17 protein-coding genes are annotated in these 23,933 nt (G+C 69.8%); 13 read left to right on the top strand and 4 right to left on the bottom strand.

The features are described from left to right. Positions 1-95 precede the first annotated feature (95 nt). From F0Q34_RS00675 to F0Q34_RS00660, 4 genes are all read left to right on the top strand, one after another. Positions 96-1,580: a M81 family metallopeptidase gene (locus F0Q34_RS00675; RefSeq protein WP_149810220.1), complete on the top strand. Its 1,485-nt coding sequence runs from the start codon at positions 96-98 to the stop codon at positions 1,578-1,580. Positions 1,581-1,727: 147 nt separating this feature from the next. Then, complete coding sequence (locus F0Q34_RS00670; protein ID WP_149810219.1) at positions 1,728-2,378, top strand: LysE family translocator; 651 nt, start codon at positions 1,728-1,730, stop codon at positions 2,376-2,378. A gap of 96 nt (positions 2,379-2,474) precedes the next feature. Then, on the top strand, positions 2,475-3,731 hold the full coding sequence (locus F0Q34_RS00665; RefSeq protein WP_161600748.1) for a metallophosphoesterase family protein: 1,257 nt from the start codon (positions 2,475-2,477) through the stop codon (positions 3,729-3,731). A 1-nt stretch (position 3,732) separates the two neighbouring features. Further along, positions 3,733-7,182 (top strand): AAA family ATPase, encoded by a 3,450-nt coding sequence (locus F0Q34_RS00660; RefSeq protein WP_149810217.1) that lies wholly within the window; start codon positions 3,733-3,735, stop codon positions 7,180-7,182. 16 nt (positions 7,183-7,198) lie between these two features. Here F0Q34_RS00660 and F0Q34_RS00655 read toward each other — a convergent pair whose 3' ends face one another. Beyond that, positions 7,199-7,666: a MerR family transcriptional regulator gene (locus F0Q34_RS00655; RefSeq protein ID WP_149810216.1), complete on the bottom strand. Its 468-nt coding sequence runs from the start codon at positions 7,664-7,666 to the stop codon at positions 7,199-7,201. Between the two features lie 69 nt (positions 7,667-7,735). Here F0Q34_RS00655 and F0Q34_RS00650 point away from each other — a divergent pair, with 69 nt between their 5' ends. From F0Q34_RS00650 to F0Q34_RS00635, 4 genes are all read left to right on the top strand, one after another. Beyond that, positions 7,736-9,943: a heavy metal translocating P-type ATPase gene (locus F0Q34_RS00650; protein WP_241665240.1), complete on the top strand. Its 2,208-nt coding sequence runs from the start codon at positions 7,736-7,738 to the stop codon at positions 9,941-9,943. Between the two features lie 254 nt (positions 9,944-10,197). Then, the gene (locus F0Q34_RS00645; RefSeq protein WP_149810215.1) at positions 10,198-12,144 is read left to right on the top strand and encodes a PrkA family serine protein kinase; all 1,947 of its coding nucleotides are present in this window, start codon (positions 10,198-10,200) and stop codon (positions 12,142-12,144) included. A gap of 24 nt (positions 12,145-12,168) precedes the next feature. Continuing rightward, positions 12,169-13,467, top strand: coding sequence for a YeaH/YhbH family protein (locus F0Q34_RS00640; RefSeq protein WP_149810214.1), 1,299 nt, complete (start codon positions 12,169-12,171; stop codon positions 13,465-13,467). 5 nt (positions 13,468-13,472) lie between these two features. Next, positions 13,473-14,996 (top strand): SpoVR family protein, encoded by a 1,524-nt coding sequence (locus F0Q34_RS00635; protein WP_149810213.1) that lies wholly within the window; start codon positions 13,473-13,475, stop codon positions 14,994-14,996. Positions 14,997-15,047: 51 nt separating this feature from the next. Here F0Q34_RS00635 and F0Q34_RS00630 read toward each other — a convergent pair whose 3' ends face one another. After that, positions 15,048-15,416, bottom strand: a complete 369-nt coding sequence (locus F0Q34_RS00630) for a hypothetical protein (RefSeq protein ID WP_149810212.1) — start codon at positions 15,414-15,416, stop codon at positions 15,048-15,050. A gap of 142 nt (positions 15,417-15,558) precedes the next feature. Beyond that, entirely contained in the window at positions 15,559-16,176 is a 618-nt protein-coding gene (rpsD, locus tag F0Q34_RS00625) for a 30S ribosomal protein S4 (protein WP_149810211.1), read from the bottom strand. Positions 16,177-16,394: 218 nt separating this feature from the next. Between rpsD and F0Q34_RS00620 the strand changes: the two genes are divergently transcribed. The 3 genes from F0Q34_RS00620 to F0Q34_RS00610 all read left to right on the top strand — a co-directional run bounded on the left by F0Q34_RS00620 (position 16,395) and on the right by F0Q34_RS00610 (position 18,752). Continuing rightward, a complete protein-coding gene (locus F0Q34_RS00620; protein ID WP_149810210.1) occupies positions 16,395-16,601 on the top strand; it encodes a hypothetical protein in 207 nt (68 codons plus the stop codon). 81 nt (positions 16,602-16,682) lie between these two features. Then, positions 16,683-17,648 carry an SDR family oxidoreductase gene (locus tag F0Q34_RS00615; protein ID WP_149810209.1) on the top strand — a complete coding sequence of 322 codons (966 nt, stop codon included), beginning with the start codon at positions 16,683-16,685 and terminating at the stop codon, positions 17,646-17,648. Positions 17,649-17,651: 3 nt separating this feature from the next. After that, the gene (locus F0Q34_RS00610) at positions 17,652-18,752 is read left to right on the top strand and encodes a patatin-like phospholipase family protein (RefSeq protein WP_149810208.1); all 1,101 of its coding nucleotides are present in this window, start codon (positions 17,652-17,654) and stop codon (positions 18,750-18,752) included. Between the two features lie 69 nt (positions 18,753-18,821). On the opposite strand, the gene F0Q34_RS00605 is transcribed toward F0Q34_RS00610, so the two are convergent. Further along, positions 18,822-20,618 (bottom strand): ABC transporter ATP-binding protein, encoded by a 1,797-nt coding sequence (locus tag F0Q34_RS00605; protein ID WP_149810207.1) that lies wholly within the window; start codon positions 20,616-20,618, stop codon positions 18,822-18,824. 172 nt (positions 20,619-20,790) lie between these two features. Between F0Q34_RS00605 and F0Q34_RS00600 the strand changes: the two genes are divergently transcribed. Continuing rightward, positions 20,791-21,849, top strand: coding sequence for a glycosyltransferase family 4 protein (locus F0Q34_RS00600; protein ID WP_149810206.1), 1,059 nt, complete (start codon positions 20,791-20,793; stop codon positions 21,847-21,849). Between the two features lie 276 nt (positions 21,850-22,125). Continuing rightward, complete coding sequence (gene lepA, locus F0Q34_RS00595) at positions 22,126-23,931, top strand: translation elongation factor 4 (protein WP_149810205.1); 1,806 nt, start codon at positions 22,126-22,128, stop codon at positions 23,929-23,931. Positions 23,932-23,933 lie beyond the last annotated feature (2 nt).

The following is a 23,933-nucleotide window of genomic DNA, read 5'->3' as shown; positions in this document are numbered from 1 at the left end:
TGTGGCTTCGCGCCGGGCCGCCCCCGGCCTAGTCTGCGCGGCAATCCTCAAGACCATCAAGGAGCGGAAGCGGAATGAATTCGGGGAAACGGACCATGCGCATCGCGGTGCTGAAATTCTCTCATGAGACCGTAACTTTCCTGCCTTTCGACACCACCGAGGATGATTTCGTCTTCCCCGGCTCCCCCGCCTCGGGCGAAGCGCTGCTCGGCTCCGAGCCTGGCAGCTATATCGGCGGCTTCGTCCAGGTGGCGCGCGAATATGACGGCGTGGAGCTGGTCGGCATCGAATCGCCGCTCGACTCCAAGCGCGGCTCCGGCTCTGGCTGGATCACCACCCAGGCCTTTGAGCGCTTTGTCGGCAGGATGGTCGAGGAACTGCGGGCGCAAGGCCCCTTCGACGGCGTCTACCTGTCCCTGCATGGCGCCATGGGCGTGCGCGGCGTGCCCCGCCCCGAGGCCGAGATCGCCCGCCGCGTGCGGGAGGCGGTGGGGCCGAAGGCGCTGATCACCGCCACCTTCGATCCGCATGGCAATGAGGACGAGGAATTCCTCCGCCACGCCGACATGGCGTTCACCGTGAAGTACTACCCGCATTACGACGCCCATCTGCAGGGGCAGCGCGCGGCCCGCATGCTGGTGCGCGCCATCCGCGGCGATTTCCGGCCGAGCCATGTGACGGTGAAGGTGCCGATCATCTCGCCCACCGTGCTGCAATGGACGGGCGGCAACTCCCCCTGGGCCGCGCTGGTGCAGCGCGCCCTGGTGTGGGAGGCGCGGGAGCCGGATGTCTACGTGAACGTGTTCTTCGGCTTCCCCTGGTCCGACGTGCCCGATGTCGGCATGTGCTTCCAGGTGATCACGGACAACCGGCCGGACCTCGCCCGCGCCGTCGCCGACGACATGGCGGGCTTCGCCTGGCGCCAGCGGGAGGCGCTGCTGAACGCCGCGAAGATCTGGCGCATCGACCAGGGCGTGTCGCGCGCCGCCGAGGCGGTGGCCGAGGGCAGGACGCCCGTGGTGCTGTGCGACCACAGCGATCGCTCCGGCTATGCCACCTGGCTGCTGCGCGCCATTCTCGACCAGGGCCTGAAGAACACGCTGGTCGCCACGCTGGCCGATGCCGGCGCGGTGGAGAAGCTGCTGGCGGGCGGCATCAAGGCCGGCGATCCCTTCGACATGGCGGTGGGCGGGCTGGCCGACGAATCCTCGGGCGAGCCGGTGCGCATCCAGGGCCGGGTCCGGCAGGTGGTCGAGGGCCCCCGCCGCGCCTCCACCCAGACCTGCATCAGCATCGAGTTCGGTGAAGGCAACCTGCTGGTGCTGACACCCTTCCTGACCCAGATCATCGAGCTCCACACCCTGCGCGACATGGGCATCGACCCCGCAACCTTTGATGTCATCGCCATCAAGTCGCGCGTGCATTTCCGCCGCGGCTTCGACGACAACGGCTTCGCCAGGGAGATCCTGCTGGTGGAGCCGGATCAGCCCTTCCTGGGCACGGTGCGGCTGGACGGGCTGCGCTACGAGCACGTCACGCTCGGGAATTACTATCCTCACGGAAACCCCGCCTTCGGCTGAGGGCCGGCACGGAGCGCAGCGCGTGGCCGGCCGGATGCCTTCCGGCCGCGCGCTGCGCGGAAGAACCTGTCCGGGAACAGCCGGAAAAGCAGGAAAGCGCATGGCCCGCTGTGCAGCCGGCGCCCAATCCTGCTAGGGCTCGTGATCATGCCCGACCCGATCCAGCTTGCCTTCTACGTCGCCGCGGCCCTGCTGCTCGCCGTCACGCCCGGTCCGGGCATCTTCTATGTCGCGGCGCGCACCCTTGCCGGTGGCCGCGCGGAAGGCATGGCGTCCAGCTTCGGCACCGGGCTGGGCGGCATGGTCCATGTTCTGGCGGGCAGCCTGGGCGTTTCCGCCATTGTGCTGGCGAGCGCGGAACTTTTCACCGCGCTGAAGCTGCTGGGGGCCACTTATCTGGTGTGGATCGGCTTCCGCACCTTTCGCGCCGCCCGCCAGGATGCGGCGAACACCGTGGAAGGCGGCCCTGCCACGCCGCCGATGGGCGTGCGGCGGGCCTTCCGCGAGGGGGTTCTGGTTGAAGCGCTGAACCCGAAGACGGCCGCCTTCTTCCTGGCCTTCATCCCGCAATTCGTGGACCCGGCCCAGGGCGGCATCGCCCTGCAATTCATTGTGCTGGGCTTCGTGTCCGTCGCGCTCAACACCCTGGCCGACATCGCGGTGGCCTTCGCGGCGAGCCGCATCCGCGATGGCGCGGCCGCGCGCCCAACCCTGATCCGGCGCCTGCGAGAAGCCTCCGGTGGCGCGATGATCGCGCTGGGCCTCGGCCTCGCGCTGGCCCGGCGCCCCGCCGGCTGATCGCCGGACGCGCCCCGCCGGCTGATCCCCTCGCTTCTCCCGCAGCCTGGCCGGGTTCCCGCCTGAGCCGCTGTTTCCAAGGCACGCATCGCTCCCTTGCCCAGCTTCCGTTTCCTCCACGCCGCCGACCTGCATCTGGACAGCCCCTTGCGCGGCCTCGACGCCGACCTGTCCGCCCCCGCCGCCCGCATCCGCGGCGCCAGCCGGGAGGCGCTGGCCGCCCTGGTGGACGTCGCCCTGGGGGAGAAGGTGGATTTCGTGGTGATCGCCGGCGACCTTTACGATGGCGACTGGTCCGATTTCCGCACCGGCCAAGCCCTGGTCGCCAGCCTGGCGAAGCTGACCCGCGCCGGCATCCGCGTCGTCGCGATCCGCGGCAACCATGACGCCGAAAGCCAGATCACCCGCGACCTGCGCCTGCCGGATGGCGCCACCCTGCTGTCCACCCGCCGCCCCGAATCCCTGGTGCTGGAGGAGCATGGCGTGGTGCTGCACGGGCAAAGCTTCGCCAGCCGCGACGTGACCGACAACATCGCCATGAACTACCCGGCGCCGCGCCCGGGGCTGTTCAACCTGGCCCTGCTGCACACCGCCGCCACAGGCCGCCCAGGCCATGCCTCCTACGCGCCCTGCACGGTCGAGCAACTGGCGCGGCATGGCTATGACTACTGGGCGCTGGGCCACATCCACACGCGGGAGGAAGTGCTGCGCGACCCCTGGATCGTGTTTCCCGGCAACCTCCAGGGCCGCCACATCAACGAAGCCGGCGCCAAGGGCGCCAGCCTGGTCACGGTGCGCGACAACCGCGTCGTCGCGGTGGAGCACCGCACCCTGGACGTGGTGCGCTGGCAGCGGATCGTGGTGGATTGCAGCGGTGCGGCCGATGAGGAAGCGGTGCTGAACCGCGTGCTGCGGGCCATGGGCGAGGCGGCGGGCGCGGCCGAGGGACGCCTGCTGGCGCTGCGCCTGGAGCTTTCCGGCCCCACCGCCGCGCATGCCACCCTGTCGCGCAACCGCGCCGACACGCTGGGCCGGCTGCGCGCCGCCGCGCTGGAAGCGGTGGCGGAGGAGGATTTCTGGATCGAGGGGGTGCGCCTCAACACGCGCCCGGCCGCCCCGGCCTTGGCACGGAACGACGCGGTCGGACGCCTGCTGGACGCCCTGGCCGCCCCGCAGGCCACCGAACTGCCCGACCTCGCCGATTATGCCCGCCAGCTGCTCGACCGCGCCCCCGGCCTGCGGGAGGCGCTGGGGCCCGACCACCCGGCGGTGCAGGCGGCGGAAGGGCAGCTTGGCCCCGAATGGCTGGCCCGCGCGCGGGACCTGATCCTGGCCCGGCTGGCGGAGGGCTGAGATGCGCCTGACCCGCCTCGGCCTGCGGCATTACGGCCCCTTCACCGATGTCACCCTGGATCTCGATGCGCGGCCGGGCCGCGTCAATCTGGTGCTGGCCCCCAACGGCACCGGCAAGTCGGTGCTGCGCGGGGCCTTGGGCGACCTGCTGTTCGGCATTGGCGGGCAAACGCCGATGGGCTTCCGCCATGGCTATGCCAGCATGCAGATCAGCGCCGAGGGCCTTTCGCCCGACGGCTCGCGCTTCGCCTTCACCCGCCGCAAGGGCCGCACGGGCACGCTGCTTGGCGCGGATGACGCGCCACTGGATCCGACCCTGTTGCCCGGCCTTCTCGGCGGCGCCGACCGGGCCCTGCTGGAGCGGCTTTTCGCCCTGGACACGTCGCTGCTGAGGCAGGGGGGCGCCGGGCTCCTGGCATCCGGCGGCGATCTGGCGGAAGCCTTGCTGCAGGCGGCGGGCGGCTTGCGCCAGGCACAAACGCTGGGGCAGGAACTGGCCGGCGCGCGCGACCGGCTGGCACCGCTCCGCAAATCCGCGCAGCGGCCCTTCTACGAGGCGCTGGACCAGCTGAAATCCAGCCAAACGGCGCTGCGGCAATCCTTGCTGCGCCCGGCGCAATGGCGCGAGCGCGAACGCCATCTGGCCGAGGCCACCGAACGGCTGGAAGCCGCCCGCGCCGCCGCGGCCGGGGCGGCGGCGGCGCAGCGCCGGCTGGAACGGGCGCGCCGCCTGGCGCCCGCGCTGCGCCGGCTGGACATGGCCGAGGCCTGGCTGGCCGCCCATCCGGAGGCGCCGCTCCTGCCCGCCGGCCTCGGCGCGCGGCTGCATGCGGCGCGCGAGCAATCCGCCCAGGCAGCCCGCAGCGCCGGGGAAGCCGAGCGCCAGCACCAGCACCTCCGCGCCGAGGCCGCCGCGCTGGCGCCCGGTTCCGCATGGCTGGAACGGGCGGCGCGGATCGCCGCGCTGCGCGAGGCCGCCGGTGCCGCCGAAAGCAACCGCGCCCGGCGCCCCGCCCTGCTGGCGGAACAAGGCGAGCTTGATCGCCGCATCGAGGAAGCGCTGCGCGGCCTTGGCCTGGGCATGAGCGCGGCCCGGGCCGCCGAAGCCTTGCCCGCCCCCGCCCTGCTGGAAAAGGCTTGGCGATTGTTGCGCGAATACGCGCCGCTGGCCGATGCGGAAGCCGGGGCGCCGCGCGAACTGGAACGCCACCGCCTGCGGCTGCGCGAAGCCGAAGCCGCCCTCGCCGCCCTGCCGCCGCCGCGCGATGCCATGGCTCTGGAAGCGCTGGCCGGCGCGATCCGGGCGGAGGGAGACCCGGCCGCGCTGCTGGCCCGCGACCACCGTGCCGTGGCCGAGGCGGAAGCGGCCTGGGCCACCCGCGCCGCCCGCCTGCCGCCGGCCTGGCGCGAGGCCACGGCGCTGCGCGCCCTGCCGGTGCCGCCCGCCGACACCCTGTTCCGCCTCGGCGCCGGACTGGCGGAAGCCGAGGCGGCCCTGCGGGACGCCGCCGCCGCCGAGGCGCGCGCCGGCTCCGCCCTGGCCGAAAGCCAGGCGCGGCGGGCGGCGCTGGAAGCCCATGGCGCCCTGCCGGATGCCGCCGCCCTGGCGGCCATTCGCCACCGGCGCCAGGAAAGCTGGCTGCGGCTGCGCCGGCCCGGGGCCGGGGAAGCCGAGGCCATGGCCTTCGCCGCCCTGGTGGCCGAAGCCGACCGGGTCGCCGACCAGCGCTTCGCCGAGGCCAGCCGGCTCCGTGATGCCGAATTGCTGGCCGCCGCGCTGCGCCGGCAGGAAGCGGAGCATTCCCTGGCCGCGCAGCAACGGGACACGGCGCGGGCGGATGCGGAAGCCGCCCGGCGGGCCTGGGGCGCGGCCCTGCGGCCGCTGGGCCTCGATCCCGCCACCGCGCCGGACGCGCTGCGCCTGGCGCTGGACGCCCGGGACATGGCGCTGGACGCGGCGGAAGTTCTGGATCGGCAGCGTGCCGCCGCGATGGAACGGGAAGAACGGCAACAAGCCTGGGCCAGCCGCCTCGCCGCCGCGCTGGGCGAGAACATCGCGCCCCTTCCGGTGCTGCTGGACCGGGCCGAGGCAGCCCTGCGCGCCAGCCGCGCGGCCGACACGGACCGCGCCCTGCATGGCGGCAGCCTGGCCGAAAGCCGCCGCGCCCTGGCGGAAGCGGAGCAGGCGGCGGCAGCCTGGCGCCAGAAACTGCTGGCCTGGCGATCCGAATGGCAGGCCGTCCTGGCGGCGCTGGGCCGCCCGGCCGATGAGGCGCCGCAGGACAGCGCCGCGGCGCTGGAGCTCCTGGGCCGGCTGGGTCCGCTGGTGCAGCAGGCCCGGACAATGGAAGCGCAGCGACGGGCGCTGGACGCGGAACAGGCGGAGTTCGCGGCAGGATGCCGCGCGCTATGCGCCGAGCTGGGCGAGCCGGACCCCGCCGATCCGGTGGCGGCCGCCCGCAAACTGGGCGAGCGCCTCCAGGCCGAGCAGGCGCTGCAATCGCGCCGGGAAGCGTTGTTGCAGGAAGCGGACAAGGCCGCCCGCTCCGCCGCCGCCCTGCGGCGCGAAGCCGATGCCCAGGCCGGCCTGCTGCGCGATGCGGTGGCCGAAGCCGGCGCCATCGACGCCGAAACGGCGCTGCACCGACTTGCCCTGTCGGCCGAGCGGGCGGCACGGCAGGAGGCGCGGGACGCGGCGCTGGCCGAGATCGGGGAAGGCGGCGACGGCCTGCCGCTCCCGGCACTGCGGGAGGAACAGGCGGCGCATCCGCCGGAAGCGATGGAGCCTGCGCTGGCCAAGGCCCGGCAGGCCGGGGAAGCGGCGCAGCGCGCCGCCGAGGAAGCCGCCCGGGACCGCGCCAGGGCCGAGGCCGAGATGCAAAGCCTCAGCCGCGACGGCACGGCGCGCGAGGCGGCCGCGGATGAGCAGGCGGCACTCGCCCGGCTCGGCCACCTGCTGGAGGAGGCGGTGCTGCTGCAGGCCTCGCGCTCCATGCTGAACAATGCCATGGCGAAAGTGCAGGAGGCTGGGGACGATGCGCTGCTGCGCCGCATCGGCGCCATCTTCGCCGGGCTGACCGATGGCGCCTATCCTTCCCTGCTGGCGCGGGAAGATGAAAAGGGCGTCGCGCATCTGCTGGTCCGCCGTGCCGAGCCGGAAGGGGAGGAGGCCGGGGTGGAGGCCCTGTCGGAGGGCACGCGGGACCAGTTGTTCCTGGCCTTGCGGATGGTCGCGATCGAGGACCACGCCGCGGCGGCGACGCCCCTGCCTTTCCTGGGCGATGACATCCTGCAAAGCTTCGATGACCGGCGGGCGGCCGCGGCCTTCCGCGCCCTGTGCCGGTTCAGCGACACCGCGCAGGTGATCCTGCTGACGCACCACCGCCATCTGGCGGAGGTGGCGCGGGCGGCACTGCCGGCCGGGGCGCTGCACCTGCGGGAACTGGCCTGACCCCGCCTTCCGCCTGTCAGCCGGCTCCGCGCGGCGGGGCGATGTTTCCTTCCGCCACGCCGTGCTCGTGATGGTGGCAATGGCCGTGGTCGAAATCGGCCAGGGTTTCCAGGATGCGGCACGCGCCGGCGGGTCCGCCTTGACAGGCATCCGCCATTTCCACCAGTTCGGCCCGCAGCGCCTGCAACCGGCGCAGGCGGGAATCGATGGCCGCGATCTGGTCGGTGGCCAGGGCATGGATGGCGGCGCAATCATCCCGCGGGCGTCCGGCGAGGCCCAGCAGGGCGCGGATCGCCGGCATGGCGAAGCCCAGCTCCCGCGCGTGGCGGATGAAGCCGAGGCGGCGCAGATGGTCCTCGTCATACAGGCGGTGGCCGCCCTCGCTCCGGGCGGGCGGCGGCAACAGCCCTTCCGCCTCGTACCAGCGGATGGTGGTGGCCTTCACGCCCGTTCGCCGCGTCAGCTCGCCAATGCTGTGGCGCATGGAATTCCCCCTTGAACCTCCAGTCGCTGGAGGATGCATATGGGGAGCCGGCATCGAGGGAGCAAAGCGATGGATGGTGGCACGCGGCATGCCTGGCAGGTGCGGGGCATGGATTGCGCCGCCTGCGTCGCCAAAGTGACGCGGGCGGTGGAACGGCTGCCGGGCGTATCGGACGTGTCGGTGAACCTGATGGCGGAGGAGTTGGCGCTCGACCTCGCCCCCGGCAGCTCGGCACCGGGCGTGGTGGAGCGGCAGGTGGCGGCGCTGGGTTATGAGGTCACCCGCCTGGAGCCGGGCCGGCCGGTGGATGCCGGCGCCGCGCCGCGACGCGTCCATGACCACGAACACGCCCATGCCCACCGCCATGCCGTGCCCGACCCGGCCGATGCCGGGCTTCCCTGGCATGCCACCCGGCAGGCCAGGCTGGTCTGGATGCTGGGCGCGCTGGTGGCGGCGGCAGGGCTGGCCGGGTGGCTGCTGCCTCCGGCGGCGGAATGGCTCTACCTCGCGGCCACGCTGGTGGCGCTGGTGCCCTTTGGCCGCCGCGCCTGGGCCCTGGCGCGGGCGGGCAGCCCGTTCAGCATCGAGACGCTGATGGTGGTGGCCGCCAGCGGCGCGGCGCTGATCGGCGCCGCCGGGGAAGCCGCGATGGTGGTGTTCCTGTTCGCCCTGGGCGAAATGCTGGAAGGCGTCGCGGCCGGCCGGGCGCGGGCCGGCATCCGCGCCCTGGTGGCGATGATGCCCCGCACCGCCCGCCGCGAAGGCCCCGACGGGGTGCGGGAGGTGCCGGCCGACAGCCTTGCCCCCGGCGACGTCGTTCTGCTGCGGCCGGGCGACCGCGCGCCCTGCGACGGCATCGTGACCGAGGGCCGTTCCGCGCTGGATGAAAGCCCGGTGACGGGCGAGAGCATGCCGGTGGCGCGCGGCCCCGGCGATCCCGTGGTGGCGGGCAGCATCAATGCCGAGGGCGTGCTGCGCCTGCGGGTCAGCCGCGCCGGGCGGGACAGCACCCTGGCCCGCATCGCCCGGCTGGTGGCCGAGGCCACCGCCGCCCGCGGCCGCACCCAGCGCTTCATCGAGCGCTTCAGCAATGTCTGGACGCCCGGCGCCATGCTGGCGGCGGCGCTGGTGGCGGTGCTGCCGCCGCTGCTCGGGTCCGGCGCGTGGGAAGCCTGGCTGTACCGTGGCCTGGCGCTGCTGCTGGTGGCCTGCCCCTGCGCGCTGGTGATCTCGGTACCGGCGGCCATGGCCTCGGGCCTCTCGGCCGGCGCGCGGCATGGGCTGCTGGTGAAAGGCGGCACGGCGCTGGAGGCAATCGGCGAGGCGAAGATCGTGGCCTTCGACAAGACCGGCACGCTGACCGGGGGCCGGCCGCGAGTCACCGACCTGCATCCCGTGCCGGGCCAGACGGAGGATGGCGTGCTGCGCCTGGCGGCGGGGCTGGAAGCGGGCTCCGCCCATCCCCTGGCGCGCGCCGTGCTGGAGGCGGCGGCGGCGCGTCAGCTGGTGCTGCCGCCGCTGCGCGAATCCGTGGCCCTGGCGGGCGAGGCGGTCACCGGCCTGCTGGATGGCCGCCGCATGGGGCTGGGCAGCCCGGATTGGGCCGCCGGGGCCGGCTGCGCCCTTCCCCCCGGCCTCGCCGCGCGGGCGGCGGCGCTGGAGGCGGCGGGCAAGACCGTGATCGTGCTCGGCCGGCTGGATGGCGATGCCAGCGCCGCGCTGGGGCTGCTGGCGGTGCGGGACGAGCCGCGCGGCGACGCGGCCGCCGGCATTGCCGCCCTTGAGCGGCTGGGCGTGCGGAGCGTCATGCTCACCGGCGACAATCCGCGCGCCGGCGCGGCGATCGGGCAGGCGCTGGGCCTGCCGGTGCGCGCCGCGCTGCGGCCCGAGGGCAAGCTGGCCGAGATCGCCGCGCTGCGGCGCCAGGGCCCGGTGGTGATGGTCGGGGACGGCATCAACGATGCACCGGCGCTGGCCGCCGCCACCGCCGGGATCGCCATGGGCGGCGGCACCGATGTCGCGCTGGAGACCGCCGATGCCGCGCTGCTGCATGGCCGGGTGGGCGGCGTGGCCGAACTGGTGTCGCTGTCGCGCGACACGCTGCGCAACGTGAAGCAGAATGTGGGCGTGGCGGTCGGGCTGAAGCTGGTGTTCCTGGCCACGACGCTCATGGGCGTGTCGGGACTGTGGATGGCGATTCTGGCCGATACGGGCGCCACGGTGCTGGTCACCCTGAACGCGCTGCGATTGCTGCGCTGGCGGCCACGCGGGGGTTGAAAACGGCCGGGCCGGACAGGGTCCGCCGGCCGCCTTGAACACGAGTCGCGCACCCGCAACATAAGGAAGATGCGCCGCGGCATCCCTTTGGTTTGTTACTATTTCCTTGCCCTTTGACACGATTTTTTTTCGCCCAGGCAGCGATGATTCTCGTGACTTTTGCAGGCGGCAAGTCGGACACTATGTGATGTGGAGCGCAGGCGCCCCAAGAACGGGAAGCGCCCTTACGCCCGACAGGCAAGCCAGGAGCGCGTATGGCCCAGCTTGACGACATCTTCTCCCTTCACAACGCGATGCGGGAGCAACGTCGCGAGGTCGAGATGAGCCTCGCGGACTATCTGGAACAATGCCGGAGCGATCCCGGCTGCTATGCCTCGGCCGCCGAGCGCATGCTGCGTGCGATCGGCGAGCCGGAAACCATCGACACCGCGAAGGATGCGCGGCTCGGCCGCATCTTCCTCAACCGCACCATCCGCGTTTACCCGGCCTTCGCCGAGTTCCACGGCATGGAGGACACGATCGAGCGGATCGTCGGCTTCTTCCGCCACGCGGCGCAGGGCCTCGAGGAACGCAAGCAGATCCTCTACCTGCTCGGCCCCGTGGGCGGTGGCAAATCCTCGCTGGGCGAGCGGCTGAAGGCCCTGATGGAGCAGGAGCCGATCTATGTGCTGAAGGCCGGCAAGGATCTCAGCCCGGTGTTCGAAAGCCCGCTCGGCCTGTTCGACCCGGACCGGCTGGCGCCGGCCATCGCCGAGAAATACAACATCCCGATCCGCTACATGACCGGGATCGCCAGCCCCTGGGCGCTGAAGCGGCTCGATGAGTTCGAGGGTGACCTGCAGCGCTTCCGGGTGGTGAAGCTTTACCCATCCCGCCGGCGGCAGATCGCCATCGCCAAGACCGAACCGGGCGACGACAACAACCAGGACGTCTCGGCGCTGGTCGGCAAGGTGGATATCCGCCAGCTTGAGATCTACAGCCAGAACGACCCGGACGCCTATGGCTTCTCCGGCGGGCTGAACCGCGCCAATCAAGGGCTTCTCGAATTCGTCGAGATGTTCAAGGCGCCGATCAAGATGCTGCACCCCCTGCTCACCGCGACGCAGGAAGGCAACTATGTCGGCACCGAGAATATCGGCGCCATTCCCTTCAACGGCATCATCCTGGCGCACAGCAACGAGGCGGAGTGGCAGAGCTTCCGCAACAACCGCACCAACGAGGCCTTCCTGGACCGCGTTTCGGTGGTGAAGGTGCCCTACTGCCTCCGCGTCACGGAGGAAACCAAGATCTATGAGAAGCTGATCCGCTCCTCGGCGCTGGCGGAGGCGCCTTGCGCGCCGCACACGCTGGAGATGCTGGCCCGCTTCGCGGTGCTGTCGCGCCTGAAACCGCACGCCAATTCCCGGCCCTTCATCAAGATGCGCGTCTATGACGGGGAAAACATCCGCGAGATGGACCCCAAGGTGAAGACGATGCAGGAATACCGGGACACCGCCGGCGTGGATGAGGGAATGGACGGCGTGTCCACCCGCTTCGCCTTCAAGGTGCTGTCCGCCACCTTCAACCACGACCCCACGGAAGTGGCGGCCGATCCGGTGCATCTGATGTATGTGCTGGAACAGGCCATCAAGCGCGAGCAGTTCCCGCCCGAGGTGGAACAAAGCTACCTGACCACCATCAAGTCGGAGCTGGCCTCGCGCTACGCGGAGTTCATCGGCAACGAGATCCAGAAGGCCTATCTGGAAAGCTACCACGACTATGGCCAGAACCTGTTCGACCGTTACCTGGATTACGCCGATGCCTGGATCGAGGACCAGGACTTCAAGGACCCCGATACCGGGCAGATGATGAACCGCGAATTGCTGAATGCGGAGCTGACCAAGATCGAGAAGCCGGCGGGCATCGCCAATCCGAAGGACTTCCGCAACGAAGTGGTCAAGTTCGCGTTACGTACAAGAGCGAGCAATGGCGGGCGCAACCCCTCCTGGACCTCCTACGAGAAGATCCGCGACGTGATCGAGAAGCGGATGTTCTCCCAGGTGGAGGATCTGCTCCCGGTCATCAGCTTCGGCTCCAAGAAGGATGGCGAGACCGAGCGCAAGCACGGCGATTTCGTCGAGCGCATGGTTTCCCGCGGCTACACGGAGCGTCAGGTGCGCCGGCTTGTCGAATGGTACATGCGCGTCAAGCAGTCGGCCTGAAGGTTCGAAGGACGGGTATCGGCTTTGGACATCATCGACAGACGACCCAACCCGCATGGCAAGAACCTGGAAAACCGCCGCCGCGTCCTGGCCCGGGCCCGGCAGGCGGTGATCAAAGCGGTGCGGGATGCCGTGGATGGCGGCACGCTGCGTGAAACCGGCCATGGGGAGGCCGTGACCATCCCCGCCGATTCACTCCACGAGCCCGCCTTCCATGAAGTGTTCACCAGCGGGCAGCGCGACATCGTGCTGCCCGGCAACAAGGAGTTCTCGGTTGGCGACCGCATCAAGCGCCCGGATGGAAAGGGCGGTGGCGGCGGCAGCGGCGCGGGCAGCGGCGCTTCCGGCGAAGGAGGGGGCGGCAGCGAGGACAATTTCCGCTTTGTGCTGACGCGCGACGAGTTCCTCGACCTGTTCTTCGAGGATCTGGAACTGCCGGACCTGGTGAAGCGGGACATCCTGGACACCGAAACGGTGTCGCCGGTCCGCACCGGCATCTCCACCGATGGCTCGCCCTCGCAGATCGACCTGGCGCGCTCCATGCGCCAGTCCATGGCCCGCCGGATCGGGTTGAAGCGGCCGAAAGGCCAGGCGGTGCGCGATCTCGAAGCGGAGATCGAGGCGCTGGAGGAAGCCGGCGATGAGCCCGAGCGCCTCGCCGCCCTGCGCGCCGAGGTGACGGAGGCGCGGCGGCGCCAGTCCCGCATCCCCTGGGTGGACCCGGTGGATCTCCGCTATCGCCGCTTCACGCCCACGCCCAAGCCTTCCGCCCGGGCGGTGATGTTTTGCCTGATGGACGTGTCCGGCTCCATGACGGAGAGCATGAAGGACCTGGCCAAGCGGTTCTTCCTGCTGCTGCATGTTTTCCTGGAGCGGCGCTACAAGCGGGTCGAGCTGGTGTTCATCCGCCATACCGAGGCGGCCGAGGAGGTGGACGAGAAGACCTTCTTCACCGATCCGCGCACCGGCGGCACCATCGTCTCCTCCGCGCTGGAGGAGCTGATCCGCATCCAGCGGGAGCGCTATCCCGCCGGTTCCTGGAACATCTACGCGGCCCAGGCCTCGGACGGGGACAATTACGGCGGCGACACCGCCCGCGCGGTGGGCCTGCTGGAGAACGACATCCTGCCGCTGGTGCAGCACTTCGCCTATATCGAGGTGGCGCCCTCAGGCGCGGTGATCCGCGGCGAAACCGATCTGTGGCGCGGCTATGAGCCGCTGGCCGGGCGATCGGAACAGATGGCGATGCGCCGCGTCAGCGACCGGCGCGAAATCTTCCCGGTGTTCCGGGACCTGTTCGGCAAGCGGCCGGCTGCGGGGTAAGGATCATGGATAGCAGCTCCTCCCCCCTGCTTTACTCCGGCACGGCCTGGGATTTCGCGACCCTGCGCCGGTGCTATGACGCCATCGAGCGCATCGCCGAGCAGGAGCTTGGCCTCGACGTCTATCCCAACCGGATCGAGGTGATCACGGCGGAGCAGATGCTGGATGTCTACACGGCGCATGGCATGCCGATCACCTACCGGCACTGGTCCTATGGCAAGCACTTCCTGCAGCATGAGAACGAATACAGGAAGGGCTACAGCAACCTCGCCTATGAGGTGGTGATCAACTCCAACCCCTGCATCTCCTATTTGATGGAAGGGAACACGGCGACCATGCAGGCGCTGGTGATCGCCCATGCCGCCTTTGGCCACAACCATTTCTTCAAGAACAACCACCTGTTCCGGCAATGGACCGACGCCACCTCCATCCTGGATTACCTGGAATTCGCCCGCGGCTTCGTGTCGCGCTGCGAGGACAGGTATGGCGCCGCCGCGGTGGAGCGCGTGCTGGACGCGGCGCATGCCCTGTCGCGCAATGGCGTCCACCGGCATGGCGGCAAGCAGCGTGCCCTGAACCTGCAATCCGAGGAACAGCGGGAGCGGGAGCGGCGCGAATACGACCAGCAGATCTACAACGACCTTTGGCGCACCCTGCCTTCCGGCAAGCCTTTCTCCGGCACGGATGGCGTGGCCGAGCGCCGCCGCCGCCTCGGCCTGCCCGAGGAGAACCTGCTTTATTTCCTGGAAAAGACCTCCCCCGTCCTGAAATCCTGGGAACGGGAGCTGATCCGCATCGTCCGGCTGATCGCCCAGTATTTCTATCCCCAGCCCCAGGCCAAGGTGATGAACGAGGGCTGCGCCACCTGGGTGCACCACCAGATCATGACCCGCTTGCACGAGACGGGGCAGATCGACGATGCCGCCTTTCTGGAATGCATCCATTCCACCAGCTCGGTGATCCAGCAGCATGGCTTCGAGCATGTCGGGCCGAACCTGAACCCCTACGCGCTTGGCTATGCCATGATGAGCGACATTGCCCGTGCCTGCACCGATCCGTCGGCCGAGGACCGGCGCTGGTTCCCGGACTTCGCCGGGAATGGCGACGCCATCGGCACGCTGAAGCATGCCTGGGCCAATTACCGGGATGAAAGCTTCATCCTGCAATTCCTTTCACCGGCCGTGATCCGCCGCTTCCGCCTGTTCCGCCTGCTGGACGACACCACCGAGCCCAGCCTGCTGGTGGACGCCATCCATGACGAGGATGGCTACCGGGAGATCCGCCGTTCCCTGGCGCGGTCCTATGACCCGGGCCTGGGTACGCCGGATATCCAGGTGCTGGATGTGGACCTCCATGGCGACCGGCGGCTGCTGCTGGAACACCGCACCAGGCCGGGCCGGCTGCTGCATGCCAAGGACGCGGCGGCCACCATGCGCTACCTCGCCTCCCTGTGGGGCTACGAGGTGCGGCTGCAGGAGGTGGACATGGCCACCGACAACATCCTGGCGGTGCATTCCGCCGGCCCCTGAGGCTTTTCGACGGGGCCGGGCTCCTCTGCCCGATGGCCCTTCCGGCCGCCGTCAGGCGATCGCGGCGGCCAGGGGTTCGGCTTCCAGTTCCAGCACCGCGTCCAGCGCCGCCATCACCGAGGGCAGTACGGCGCCAGAGCTGTTCTCGGCATGGACCAGAACGGCCCCTTCCTCATCACGGACAATGATCCAGAACAACCGCCATCCCTGGCCCGCCCGCATGGGGCGGCCGCGGGGCGGCGCCACGCCCAGGGCGATTTCCGCATCGGCCAGGTGGATCGCCTCCACATGCCAGTCCGCGCCCTGCGCCTCGGCCCAGGCCAGTGCGGCCTGGAGTTCCGCGACCGAAACGCTCGGGGCGGCGAGAGCCCTGATGGGGTGGGCGGGCGGGCGGCGGAATGGAAGAACAACGGCGGACATGAAGCGGGGCTCCGGCAACGGCAGCGATAGGCCGCGCCAGAGTCCGGCATAATCCTTCAGAAATCCTTAGCCACGCGCCCGTCCGCACAAAAAAGGCGGGGCATCGCTGCCCCGCCCGGTCGCCTGTCGCGGCTGGAACCGCTTAGCGCGAGTAGAACTCGACCACCAGGTTCGGCTCCATCTGCACCGGATAGGGCACGTCGGAGAGCTTCGGGGCGCGCAGGAAGCGTCCCTTCATCTGGCGGTGGTCGATCTCGATGTATTCCGGCACGTCACGCTCGCCGCTCTGCGCGGCATCGAGCACGACAACCAGCTGCTTCGACTTCTCCTTGACCTCGATCACGTCGTTGTCGCGCACGAGATAGGAGGGGATGTTGACGCGCTTGCCATTGACCGTGATGTGGCCATGGTTGACGAACTGGCGGGCCGCGAAGGGCGTCATCGCCAGCTTCATGCGGTACACCACGGCGTCCAGGCGGCGCTCCAGGATCTCGATCAGGTTCTCGGAGGTGTCGCCCTTGCGGCGCACGGCCTCCTCGTAATACTTGCGGAACTGCTTCTCGCCGATGTTGCCGTAGTAGCCCTTGAGCTTCTGCTTGGCCATCAGCTGCACGCCGAAGTCGGTCGGCTTCTGCTTGCGGCGCTGGCCATGCTGGCCGGGGCCGTATTCGCGCTTGGCGACCGGGGACTTGGCACGGCCCCAGAGGTTCACGCCAAGGCGGCGATTGATCTTGTACTTGCTTTCCGCGCGCTTCGTCATGCGGCGGGCTCCTTCTTCTTGTGCGCCCTTGTGGCCAAGGTGTCGCTGATGTCCCGGTAGTCCCGATCGCCGCGCCCGGAGGCGGCCCCGATGGGGCGAACGGCAAAAGGGCGGGCGCGCGGGCACGGGGCCCACGTCCGCTTTCCCGGAAGGGAGCCGGGCTTTAGCCGCTGCCCATTTGGCTTGTCAAACCAGGATTCCCTGCTACTCCGCGCGGCATGGTGACGCGCGCGGAAATCCTGGTTCTGGGGCTGACGGCAGGGGTGGCCGGCACGCTGGTGGGGGGGCTGATGCTGGGCATCGGCCTCGGGCTGGTGGTGAACGGCGTCCACGCCGCCTGGGTGCTGGTGCTGCCCGCCGCGCCGGTCGGTGGCCTGATCGGCTATTTCCTGGCCAAGCGCCTGGCGCGGCAACTGGAAAGCTGACGCCGCAACCCCACTGCCCCGGCCCTGTTCTCACCCCGGTGCTGCAATGCGGCAGGCACCGGAGCGGAAAGGGGGCGCATCATGTCCACGACCCGGAGCGGGCGCGTCGTCGTTATCACCGGCGCCTCCAGCGGCATCGGCCGCGCCACGGCCTATGCCTTCGCCGAAAGGGGTGACCGCCTCGTCCTCGCCGCCCGCCGGGCCGACCGGCTGGAGGAGCTGGCGCGGGAATGCGCGCTGCTGGGGGTGGAGGCGCTGCCGGTGCCGACCGACACCACGGAGGAGGCGCAGGTCCAGGCGCTCGCCCAGCGGGCGCTGGAGCGATTCGGCCGGATCGACGTGTGGTTCAACAATGCCGGCGTCGGCATCTTCGGCCGGTTCGAGGACCTGCCCTCCGATGCCTGGCGCCGGGTGATCGACACCAACCTGTTCGGCTATGTCCATGGTGCGCGCGCGGTGATGCCGGTGTTCCGGCGGCAGGGCCATGGCGTGCTGATCCAGAACGCCTCCATCGTCGGGCGGACCGCCAAGCCCGATTCCACGGCGTATGCCACCAGCAAATACGCCGTGCGCGGCTTCTCGGAAGCGCTGCGGCAGGAAGTGCTGGATCAGCCGGGCATCCAGGTCTGCACCATCCTGCCCTCGGTGATCGACACGCCCTTCTTCCAGCACGCGGCCAATTACAGCCACCACCGGGTGCGCGCGGCGCCGCCGGTCTACACGCCCGAGAAGGTCGCGCGCGCCGTGCTGCGGCTGGCCGAGCGGCCGTGCGCGGAAACCATTATCGGCGGCTTTGGCTGGTTCGCCGCGCTGGTGAAGCGCACCGCGCCGCCGGCCCTGGCGACCCGGCTGATGGGCCGCGTGTTCAACGCCGGCTTCCTGGCACGGGAAGCCAGCCCCGAAACAACCGGCGCCCTGTTCGCTCCCATGGTGGACGAGGCACGAATCCGCGGCGGCTGGCGCCACGGCCCGAACAATGGCGGCGTGCCCCTGGCGGCCTTCGGCGTGCTGGCGGCCGTGCTGGTGCTCCGCCGGCTGACCCGCTGAGCCATGACCCAGCCCTTTCACGCCCTGGCGCTGTCGGGCGGCATCGCCCTCGGGGCCTATGAGGCCGGCGCCTTCGCCGCGCTGGCCGCGGCCGGCCGCGCGCCGCGCTGGATCGCCGGCGCTTCCGTGGGCGCCATCAATGCGGCGCTGATCGCCGGCAACCCACCGGACCGGCGGGTGGAAAGGCTGCGCCGCTTCTGGCAGGCGGCGGTGCGCGAGCCGGCGCCCCTGGCGCCGCTCTGGCTCGGCTCGCCCTTTGCCGGACCCTGGCGGGAAGCCGAGGCCGTCGCGGCCGCGCTGCAATCGCATCTGTTCGGCTCCCCGGGCGTCTTCCGGCCGCGGATGGGGCTTCCCGGGTCCGGCGCCACGGACGTGCCGGCGCTTTACGACCTGCATCCGCTTCGCGCCCAGCTGGAGGCGCTGGTGGATTTCGGGCGGCTGAACAGCGGCGAGATCCGCCTGTCGGTGGGCACCACCGACATCCTGAGCGGCGAGCGGGTCGTCTTCGACACGGCGCGGGGCGACCGGATCGGGGTGGATCACCTGCTGGCCTCCGGCTCCCTCCTGCCATTGTTCGCCCCGGTGGAGGTCGATGGGCGGCTGCTCGGCGATGGCGGGTTGTCGGCCAACCTGCCGCTCGACCTGATCCTGGACGATCTGCCGGACGAGGATGTGCTGTGCTTCGCGGTGGAATTGTTTGCCCGGCGCGGCAGGCGGCCCCACACCCTGGCGGCGGCGGCGGCCCGGGCCGGCGACCTCGCCTTCGGCAACCAGACCCGCCGCCTGCTCGAAGGGCGGGAACGGGAGCACCGGCTGCGCGGCCTGATCGCCCGACTGCCGCCCCGGCTGCGGGACGATCCGGATCTGGCGCCCCTTCTGGCGGAGGGCCGGGAAGAGCGCACCACCATCCTTTGCCTCGGTTACCGCGCGGCGCTGGATGAAGCCGGACTTGGCAAGGCCTTTGATTTTTCCCGCCGCACCCTGGCGGCGCGCTGGAAGGCCGGGGAGCAGGACATCGGGGAAGCGTTGCGGCAGATTGAAGATTGGTCACGGCAACCCGGCCTCACCTTCCATGAGGTCGCGCGCCCTGCCGGGGCACGCTGAGCCGGCACGAAAAAAGGGGAGCTTCCGCTCCCCTTTCCAGTATCCAGCCAAAGACCTTCGCAGGGCGGTTCAGGCCGCCACCTGCAGGGCCTCCGACTGCCGGCGCACCATCTCCTGGTAGGGGCCAGGGCGGCGCATCAGCTGGTCCGGCGGGCCGTCCTGCACTACCTGCCCCTGCTCCATCACCACGATGCGGTCGAAATTGGTCAGGGTGGCGAGGCGGTGGGCCACGGCGATCACCGTGCGGCCCTCCATCAGGGAGTCGAGGGCGGCCTGCACCTCGGCTTCCGATTCGCTGTCCAGGGCGGAGGTCGCCTCGTCCAGCAACAGGATCGGGGCGTCCTTCAGCAGGGCGCGGGCAATCGCCAGGCGCTGCCGCTGGCCGCCCGAGAGCTTGGCGCCGCGGTCGCCGACAATGGTGTTGAAGCCTTCCGGCAGCGCCTCGATGAACTCGCGGCAGCGGGCGGCCTCGGCGGCGCGCATCACCTCATCGTCGCTGGCATCGGGGCGGGCGTAGCGGATGTTCTCCAGCACCGTGCGGTGGAACAGCGACACGTCCTGCGGCACCACGGCAATCTGCTCCGCCAGGCTTTCCCGCGTCGCCTCGGCGATGTTCTGGCCGTCAATATCGACCTCGCCCCCCTGCGGCGCCGAATGGCGCTGCAACAGGGTCAGCAGGGTGGACTTGCCGGCTCCGGAACGCCCGACCACCCCCACCTTCTGCCCCCTGGGGATGGAAAGATTGAGACCGCGCAGGATCGGCGGCGCCCCCTCGGGCGCCTGCGGATAGCTGAAGGTGACGTCGCGGAACTCCACCGCGCCGCCCTTGCCCACCAGACCATGCGCGCTCTCGATATCCGGCAGGTCATGCGGCACCAGCAGCGACACCAGCGCTTCCCGCATGCGGGCGATGTATTGCGTCAGGTCCACCAGGGCCATGGCGAGGTCGCGGGAAGCGTGCAGGATGGTGAAGCCCAGGGTGCAGACCAGCACGATGTCGCCGGTGGTGGCGCGGCCCGCCTGCCACAGCGTCACCACCCACCACAGCAGCACGGCGGTGAGCACGGCGGTCGCCGCGCCATGCACCAGGCGCAGCTTCTCCAGGTAGCGCAGGCTGGCGCGGCGGGCGGAGGTTTCCTCGGCCAGCGCCTTGTCCAGCAGCATCCTTTCCCGGCCGAAGGCGCCAAAGGCGCGCACCAGGGAGAAATTCTGCACCACATCCACCAGCTGGCCATCCACGGCGGCAGCCTTGCTGGCGAAGCGGTCATGCTTCTGCTCGCCCTTGCGGCCAAGCCAGGCGACGCCGGCCGCCAGCGCGGCGGCGGCAACCACCAGGCAGCCGGCCATGACCGGATCGACGCTGGCAAGGAAGGCAATGGCGAGCACCACGGCCACGGCGGGGGGCACGGTGTGCCAGGTGAAGTTCTGCAGCACCGTGAAGCCGGCGGTGCCGGTGGCGCTGATCCGCGCCGCCAGCGTGCCGGCCGAGCGGTTGGCGAAATAGCCGGGCGAATGGCCGGACAGGTGGTGGAACAGCTCCGCCCGCATGGATGCGGTGGCGCGGGGAAAGCGGTCGGCTGCGATCCAGCCGCCGACGCGCCACAGCAGGTTGTCGGCGGTGATGATGCCGGCCAGGATCGCGAAGGCGGTCCAGACCGCCGTGGCGCTGACATTGGACGGCCCGCCCGACAGCGTGTCGATCAGGTTCTTCACGGCGTAGTTGGCGCCAACGGAACAACCGACCGCGCCCAGCACCGCGATCATCACCGCGACATGGCTGCCGGCATGCGGCCGCAGGTGGCGGAACAGAAACCCGATCGGACGCCGGGAAAGGCGGAGCAGGTCGCTGGGATCGGCGCGCTGCATGATTCGGGGAGCCTCCTGAAACGTGAGCACAAGCGCGTGATCGAAGGCCGCCAGTGCGTTGATGCAGAGGTAACGACATCAACAAGACCAAAACGTGGCGAAGTTTGCCGAATCCAAACCTCAATCAGGTGCGAGCTTCCCCCCAATGAAGTCCAACTGGAGATCCGGCCCGATGCGTATCGCTCAGATCGCTCCCCTGACCGAAGCTGTGCCCCCGAAGCTGTATGGCGGCACCGAGCGGATCGTGTCCTACCTGACCGAGGAACTGGTCGAGCTGGGCCATGAGGTCACGCTTTTCGCCAGCGGAGACTCGATCACCAAGGCAACCCTGGCGCCGATGAGCACCAAGGCGCTGCGGCTCGACCCTTCCGTGCGTGACGCCAACGCCCCGCTGACGCTGATGCTGGAGCAGGTGTATCGCCGCCGGCACGAGTTCGACCTGCTGCACTTCCACCTGGACTACCTGCCCTTCCCGCTGTTCTCCCGGCAAAGCGTGCCTTTCGTGACCACGCTGCATGGTCGGCTGGACCTGCCGGAGTTGCAGCCGGTGTTCGACGCCTTCCCCAACGCCCCGGTGGTGTCCATCTCGAACGACCAGCGCCGCCCGCTGCCGCAGGCGAACTGGGCCGGCACGGTCTATCACGGCCTGCCGCGGAACCTGCTGCGCCCCGACCCGGCGGCGAAGCCCGGCTACCTCGCCTTCCTCGGCCGCATCGCGCCCGAGAAGCGCTGCGACCGCGCCATCGAGATCGCCATCGCCACCAACACGCCGCTGAAGATCGCGGCCAAGGTGGATAAGGTGGATGTCGATTACTTCGAAAGCACGATCAAGCCGATGCTGGACCATCCGCTGATCGAGTTCATCGGCGAGATCAACGAAACGCAGAAGCAGGACTTCCTGGCCAACGCCATCGCCCTGCTGACGCCGATCGACTGGCCGGAGCCCTTCGGCTTGGTGATGATCGAGGCGATGGCCTGCGGCACCCCTGTGATCGCCTTCCGCCACGGCTCGGTGCCCGAGGTGGTGGATGACGGCATCACCGGCTACGCCGTGAGCAGCATGTCCGAGGCCATTGGCGCCGTGGCCCGCGCCAGGGCCCTGCCCCGCGCCGCCGTGCGCGCCCAGTTCGATAAGCGCTACACCGGCCGCCGCATGGCGGAAGACTATGTGTCCCTTTACGAGGGGCTGTGCCGCCGCGAAACGCCGGCCCTGGCGGTGGCCGCGGAATAAGGCGGGCCGGGAGGCTCCCTTCCGCAGGGGGGAAGCAGCGGCCTCCGTTTCCCATCCGTCTTGCGGGCTCCGCCCTTGGCCATGCGCCGGGGCGGGGCCTTTTTCATGATGGCGGCACGGGGTTCAACCGCCTCCGCCAGGGCGGCCCGCAACCGATGATGGCGGCACCCCTTGGCCTTGCCGGCCCGGTTGCGCTTTGATTCCCGGCTGTCATGCCTTATCTGCTGCGCTGAACTCGGCGGGTGCGCTCCGCCCTCGACCTGCCGCCGGAACAGCATGACCGACACACCTCTCTCCCGTATCCGCAATTTCTCCATCATCGCGCATATCGACCACGGGAAATCCACCCTGGCCGACCGGCTGATCCAGGCCACCCACACCATCTCCGCCCGCGAGATGAAGGAGCAGCTGCTCGACAGCATGGAGCTGGAGCAGGAGCGCGGCATCACCATCAAGGCGTCCTCGGTCCGGCTGGACTACGCGGCAAAGGACGGCAACACCTATGTCCTTAACCTGATGGACACTCCGGGCCATGTGGACTTCGCCTATGAGGTGAGCCGCAGCCTGGCCGCCTGCGAGGGCTCGCTGCTGGTGGTCGATGCCTCCCAGGGCGTCGAGGCGCAGACCCTGGCCAATGTCTACCAGGCGATCGACGCCAACCACGAGATCGTCCCCGTCCTCAACAAGATCGACCTCCCCGCCGCCGAGCCGGAACGGGTGAAGCAGCAGATCGAGGACGTGATCGGCCTCGACGCCTCGGACGCGGTGGAAATCTCCGCCAAGTCCGGCCTGAACATCGAGGGGGTGCTGGAGGCCATCGTGCACCGCCTGCCGGCGCCGGAAGGCAACCCCGACGCGCCGCTGAAAGCCCTGCTGGTCGACAGCTGGTACGACCCGTATCTCGGCGTCATCATCCTGATCCGGGTGAAGGACGGCACCATCCGCAAGGGCCAGAAGATCCGCTTCATGGCCGAAGGCACCACCCAGACGGTGGACAGCGTCGGCGTGTTCCGCCCCAAGATGACGCCCGTCGATTATCTCGGGCCGGGCGAGATGGGCTACCTCAACGCCGCCATCAAGACCGTGGCCGAGACCAATGTCGGCGACACCATCACCGATGACCGCAACCCGGCGGCCGAGCCGCTGGCGGGCTTCAAGCCTTCCATCCCCGTGGTCTGGTGCGGCCTTTACCCGGTCGATGCCGACGACTTCGAGAAGCTGCGCGAATCGCTGGGCAAGCTGCGGCTGAACGACGCCTCCTTCCATTTCGAGGCGGAAAGCTCGGCAGCGCTGGGCTTCGGCTTCCGCTGCGGCTTCCTGGGCCTGCTGCACCTGGAGATCATCCAGGAGCGCCTTTCGCGCGAATTCGACCTCGACCTGATCGCGACCGCCCCCTCCGTGGTCTACAAGCTGACCAACAACAAGGGCGAGACCGAGGACCTGCACAACCCGGCCGACATGCCGGACCCGACGCTGATCGAGAGCATCCAGGAGCCCTGGATCAAGGCCACCATCATGGTGCCGGACGAGCATCTGGGCGCCATCCTGACGCTGTGCTCCGAGCGGCGCGGCCAGCAGGTGGAGCTGACCTATGTCGGCAACCGCGCCATGGCCGTCTACCGCCTGCCGCTGAACGAGGTGGTCTTCGACTTCTATGACCGCCTGAAGTCGGTTTCCCGCGGCTATGCCTCCTTCGACTACCAGATGGACGGCTATGACGAGGGCGACCTGGTGAAGATCTCCATCCTGGTGAACAACGAGCCGGTGGACGCGCTTTCCTTCATGGCGCACCGCACCCAGGCCGAGCGCCGGGGCCGCTCCATCTGCGAGAAGCTGAAGGAGCTGATCCCCCGCCAGCTCTTCAAGATTCCCATCCAGGCGGCGATCGGCGGCCGCGTCATCGCGCGCGAGACGATTTCCGCCATGTCGAAGGACGTCACGGCCAAGTGCTATGGCGGCGACATCAGCCGCAAGCGCAAGCTTCTGGAGAAGCAGAAGGAAGGCAAGAAGCGCATGCGGCAGTTCGGCAAGGTCGAGATCCCGCAATCAGCCTTCATCGCCGCGCTGAAGATGGACAGCTGACC

This window comes from Teichococcus oryzae (assembly GCF_008386565.1).
Classification (GTDB): Bacteria; Pseudomonadota; Alphaproteobacteria; order Acetobacterales; family Acetobacteraceae; genus Pseudoroseomonas; species Pseudoroseomonas oryzae.
The sequence above is the reverse complement of the archived record's forward strand: the minus strand, read 5'-3'. Positions and strand labels throughout refer to the sequence as shown.

What these genes read in the sequence shown, in the direction of transcription:
- F0Q34_RS00610 (WP_149810208.1), top strand. Translation starts at nt 17,652, where the DNA reads ATGACCCAGCCCTTTCACGCCCTGGCGCTGTCGGGCGGCATCGCCCTC.
- F0Q34_RS00605 (WP_149810207.1), bottom strand. Translation starts at nt 20,618, where the DNA reads ATGCAGCGCGCCGATCCCAGCGACCTGCTCCGCCTTTCCCGGCGTCCG.
- F0Q34_RS00670 (WP_149810219.1), top strand. Translation starts at nt 1,728, where the DNA reads ATGCCCGACCCGATCCAGCTTGCCTTCTACGTCGCCGCGGCCCTGCTG.
- F0Q34_RS00630 (WP_149810212.1), bottom strand. Translation starts at nt 15,416, where the DNA reads ATGTCCGCCGTTGTTCTTCCATTCCGCCGCCCGCCCGCCCACCCCATC.
- F0Q34_RS00655 (WP_149810216.1), bottom strand. Translation starts at nt 7,666, where the DNA reads ATGCGCCACAGCATTGGCGAGCTGACGCGGCGAACGGGCGTGAAGGCC.
- F0Q34_RS00615 (WP_149810209.1), top strand. Translation starts at nt 16,683, where the DNA reads ATGTCCACGACCCGGAGCGGGCGCGTCGTCGTTATCACCGGCGCCTCC.
- rpsD (WP_149810211.1), bottom strand. Translation starts at nt 16,176, where the DNA reads ATGACGAAGCGCGCGGAAAGCAAGTACAAGATCAATCGCCGCCTTGGC.
- F0Q34_RS00600 (WP_149810206.1), top strand. Translation starts at nt 20,791, where the DNA reads ATGCGTATCGCTCAGATCGCTCCCCTGACCGAAGCTGTGCCCCCGAAG.
- F0Q34_RS00650 (WP_241665240.1), top strand. Translation starts at nt 7,736, where the DNA reads ATGGATGGTGGCACGCGGCATGCCTGGCAGGTGCGGGGCATGGATTGC.
- lepA (WP_149810205.1), top strand. Translation starts at nt 22,126, where the DNA reads ATGACCGACACACCTCTCTCCCGTATCCGCAATTTCTCCATCATCGCG.
- F0Q34_RS00660 (WP_149810217.1), top strand. Translation starts at nt 3,733, where the DNA reads ATGCGCCTGACCCGCCTCGGCCTGCGGCATTACGGCCCCTTCACCGAT.
- F0Q34_RS00675 (WP_149810220.1), top strand. Translation starts at nt 96, where the DNA reads ATGCGCATCGCGGTGCTGAAATTCTCTCATGAGACCGTAACTTTCCTG.
- F0Q34_RS00635 (WP_149810213.1), top strand. Translation starts at nt 13,473, where the DNA reads ATGGATAGCAGCTCCTCCCCCCTGCTTTACTCCGGCACGGCCTGGGAT.
- F0Q34_RS00645 (WP_149810215.1), top strand. Translation starts at nt 10,198, where the DNA reads ATGGCCCAGCTTGACGACATCTTCTCCCTTCACAACGCGATGCGGGAG.
- F0Q34_RS00620 (WP_149810210.1), top strand. Translation starts at nt 16,395, where the DNA reads ATGGTGACGCGCGCGGAAATCCTGGTTCTGGGGCTGACGGCAGGGGTG.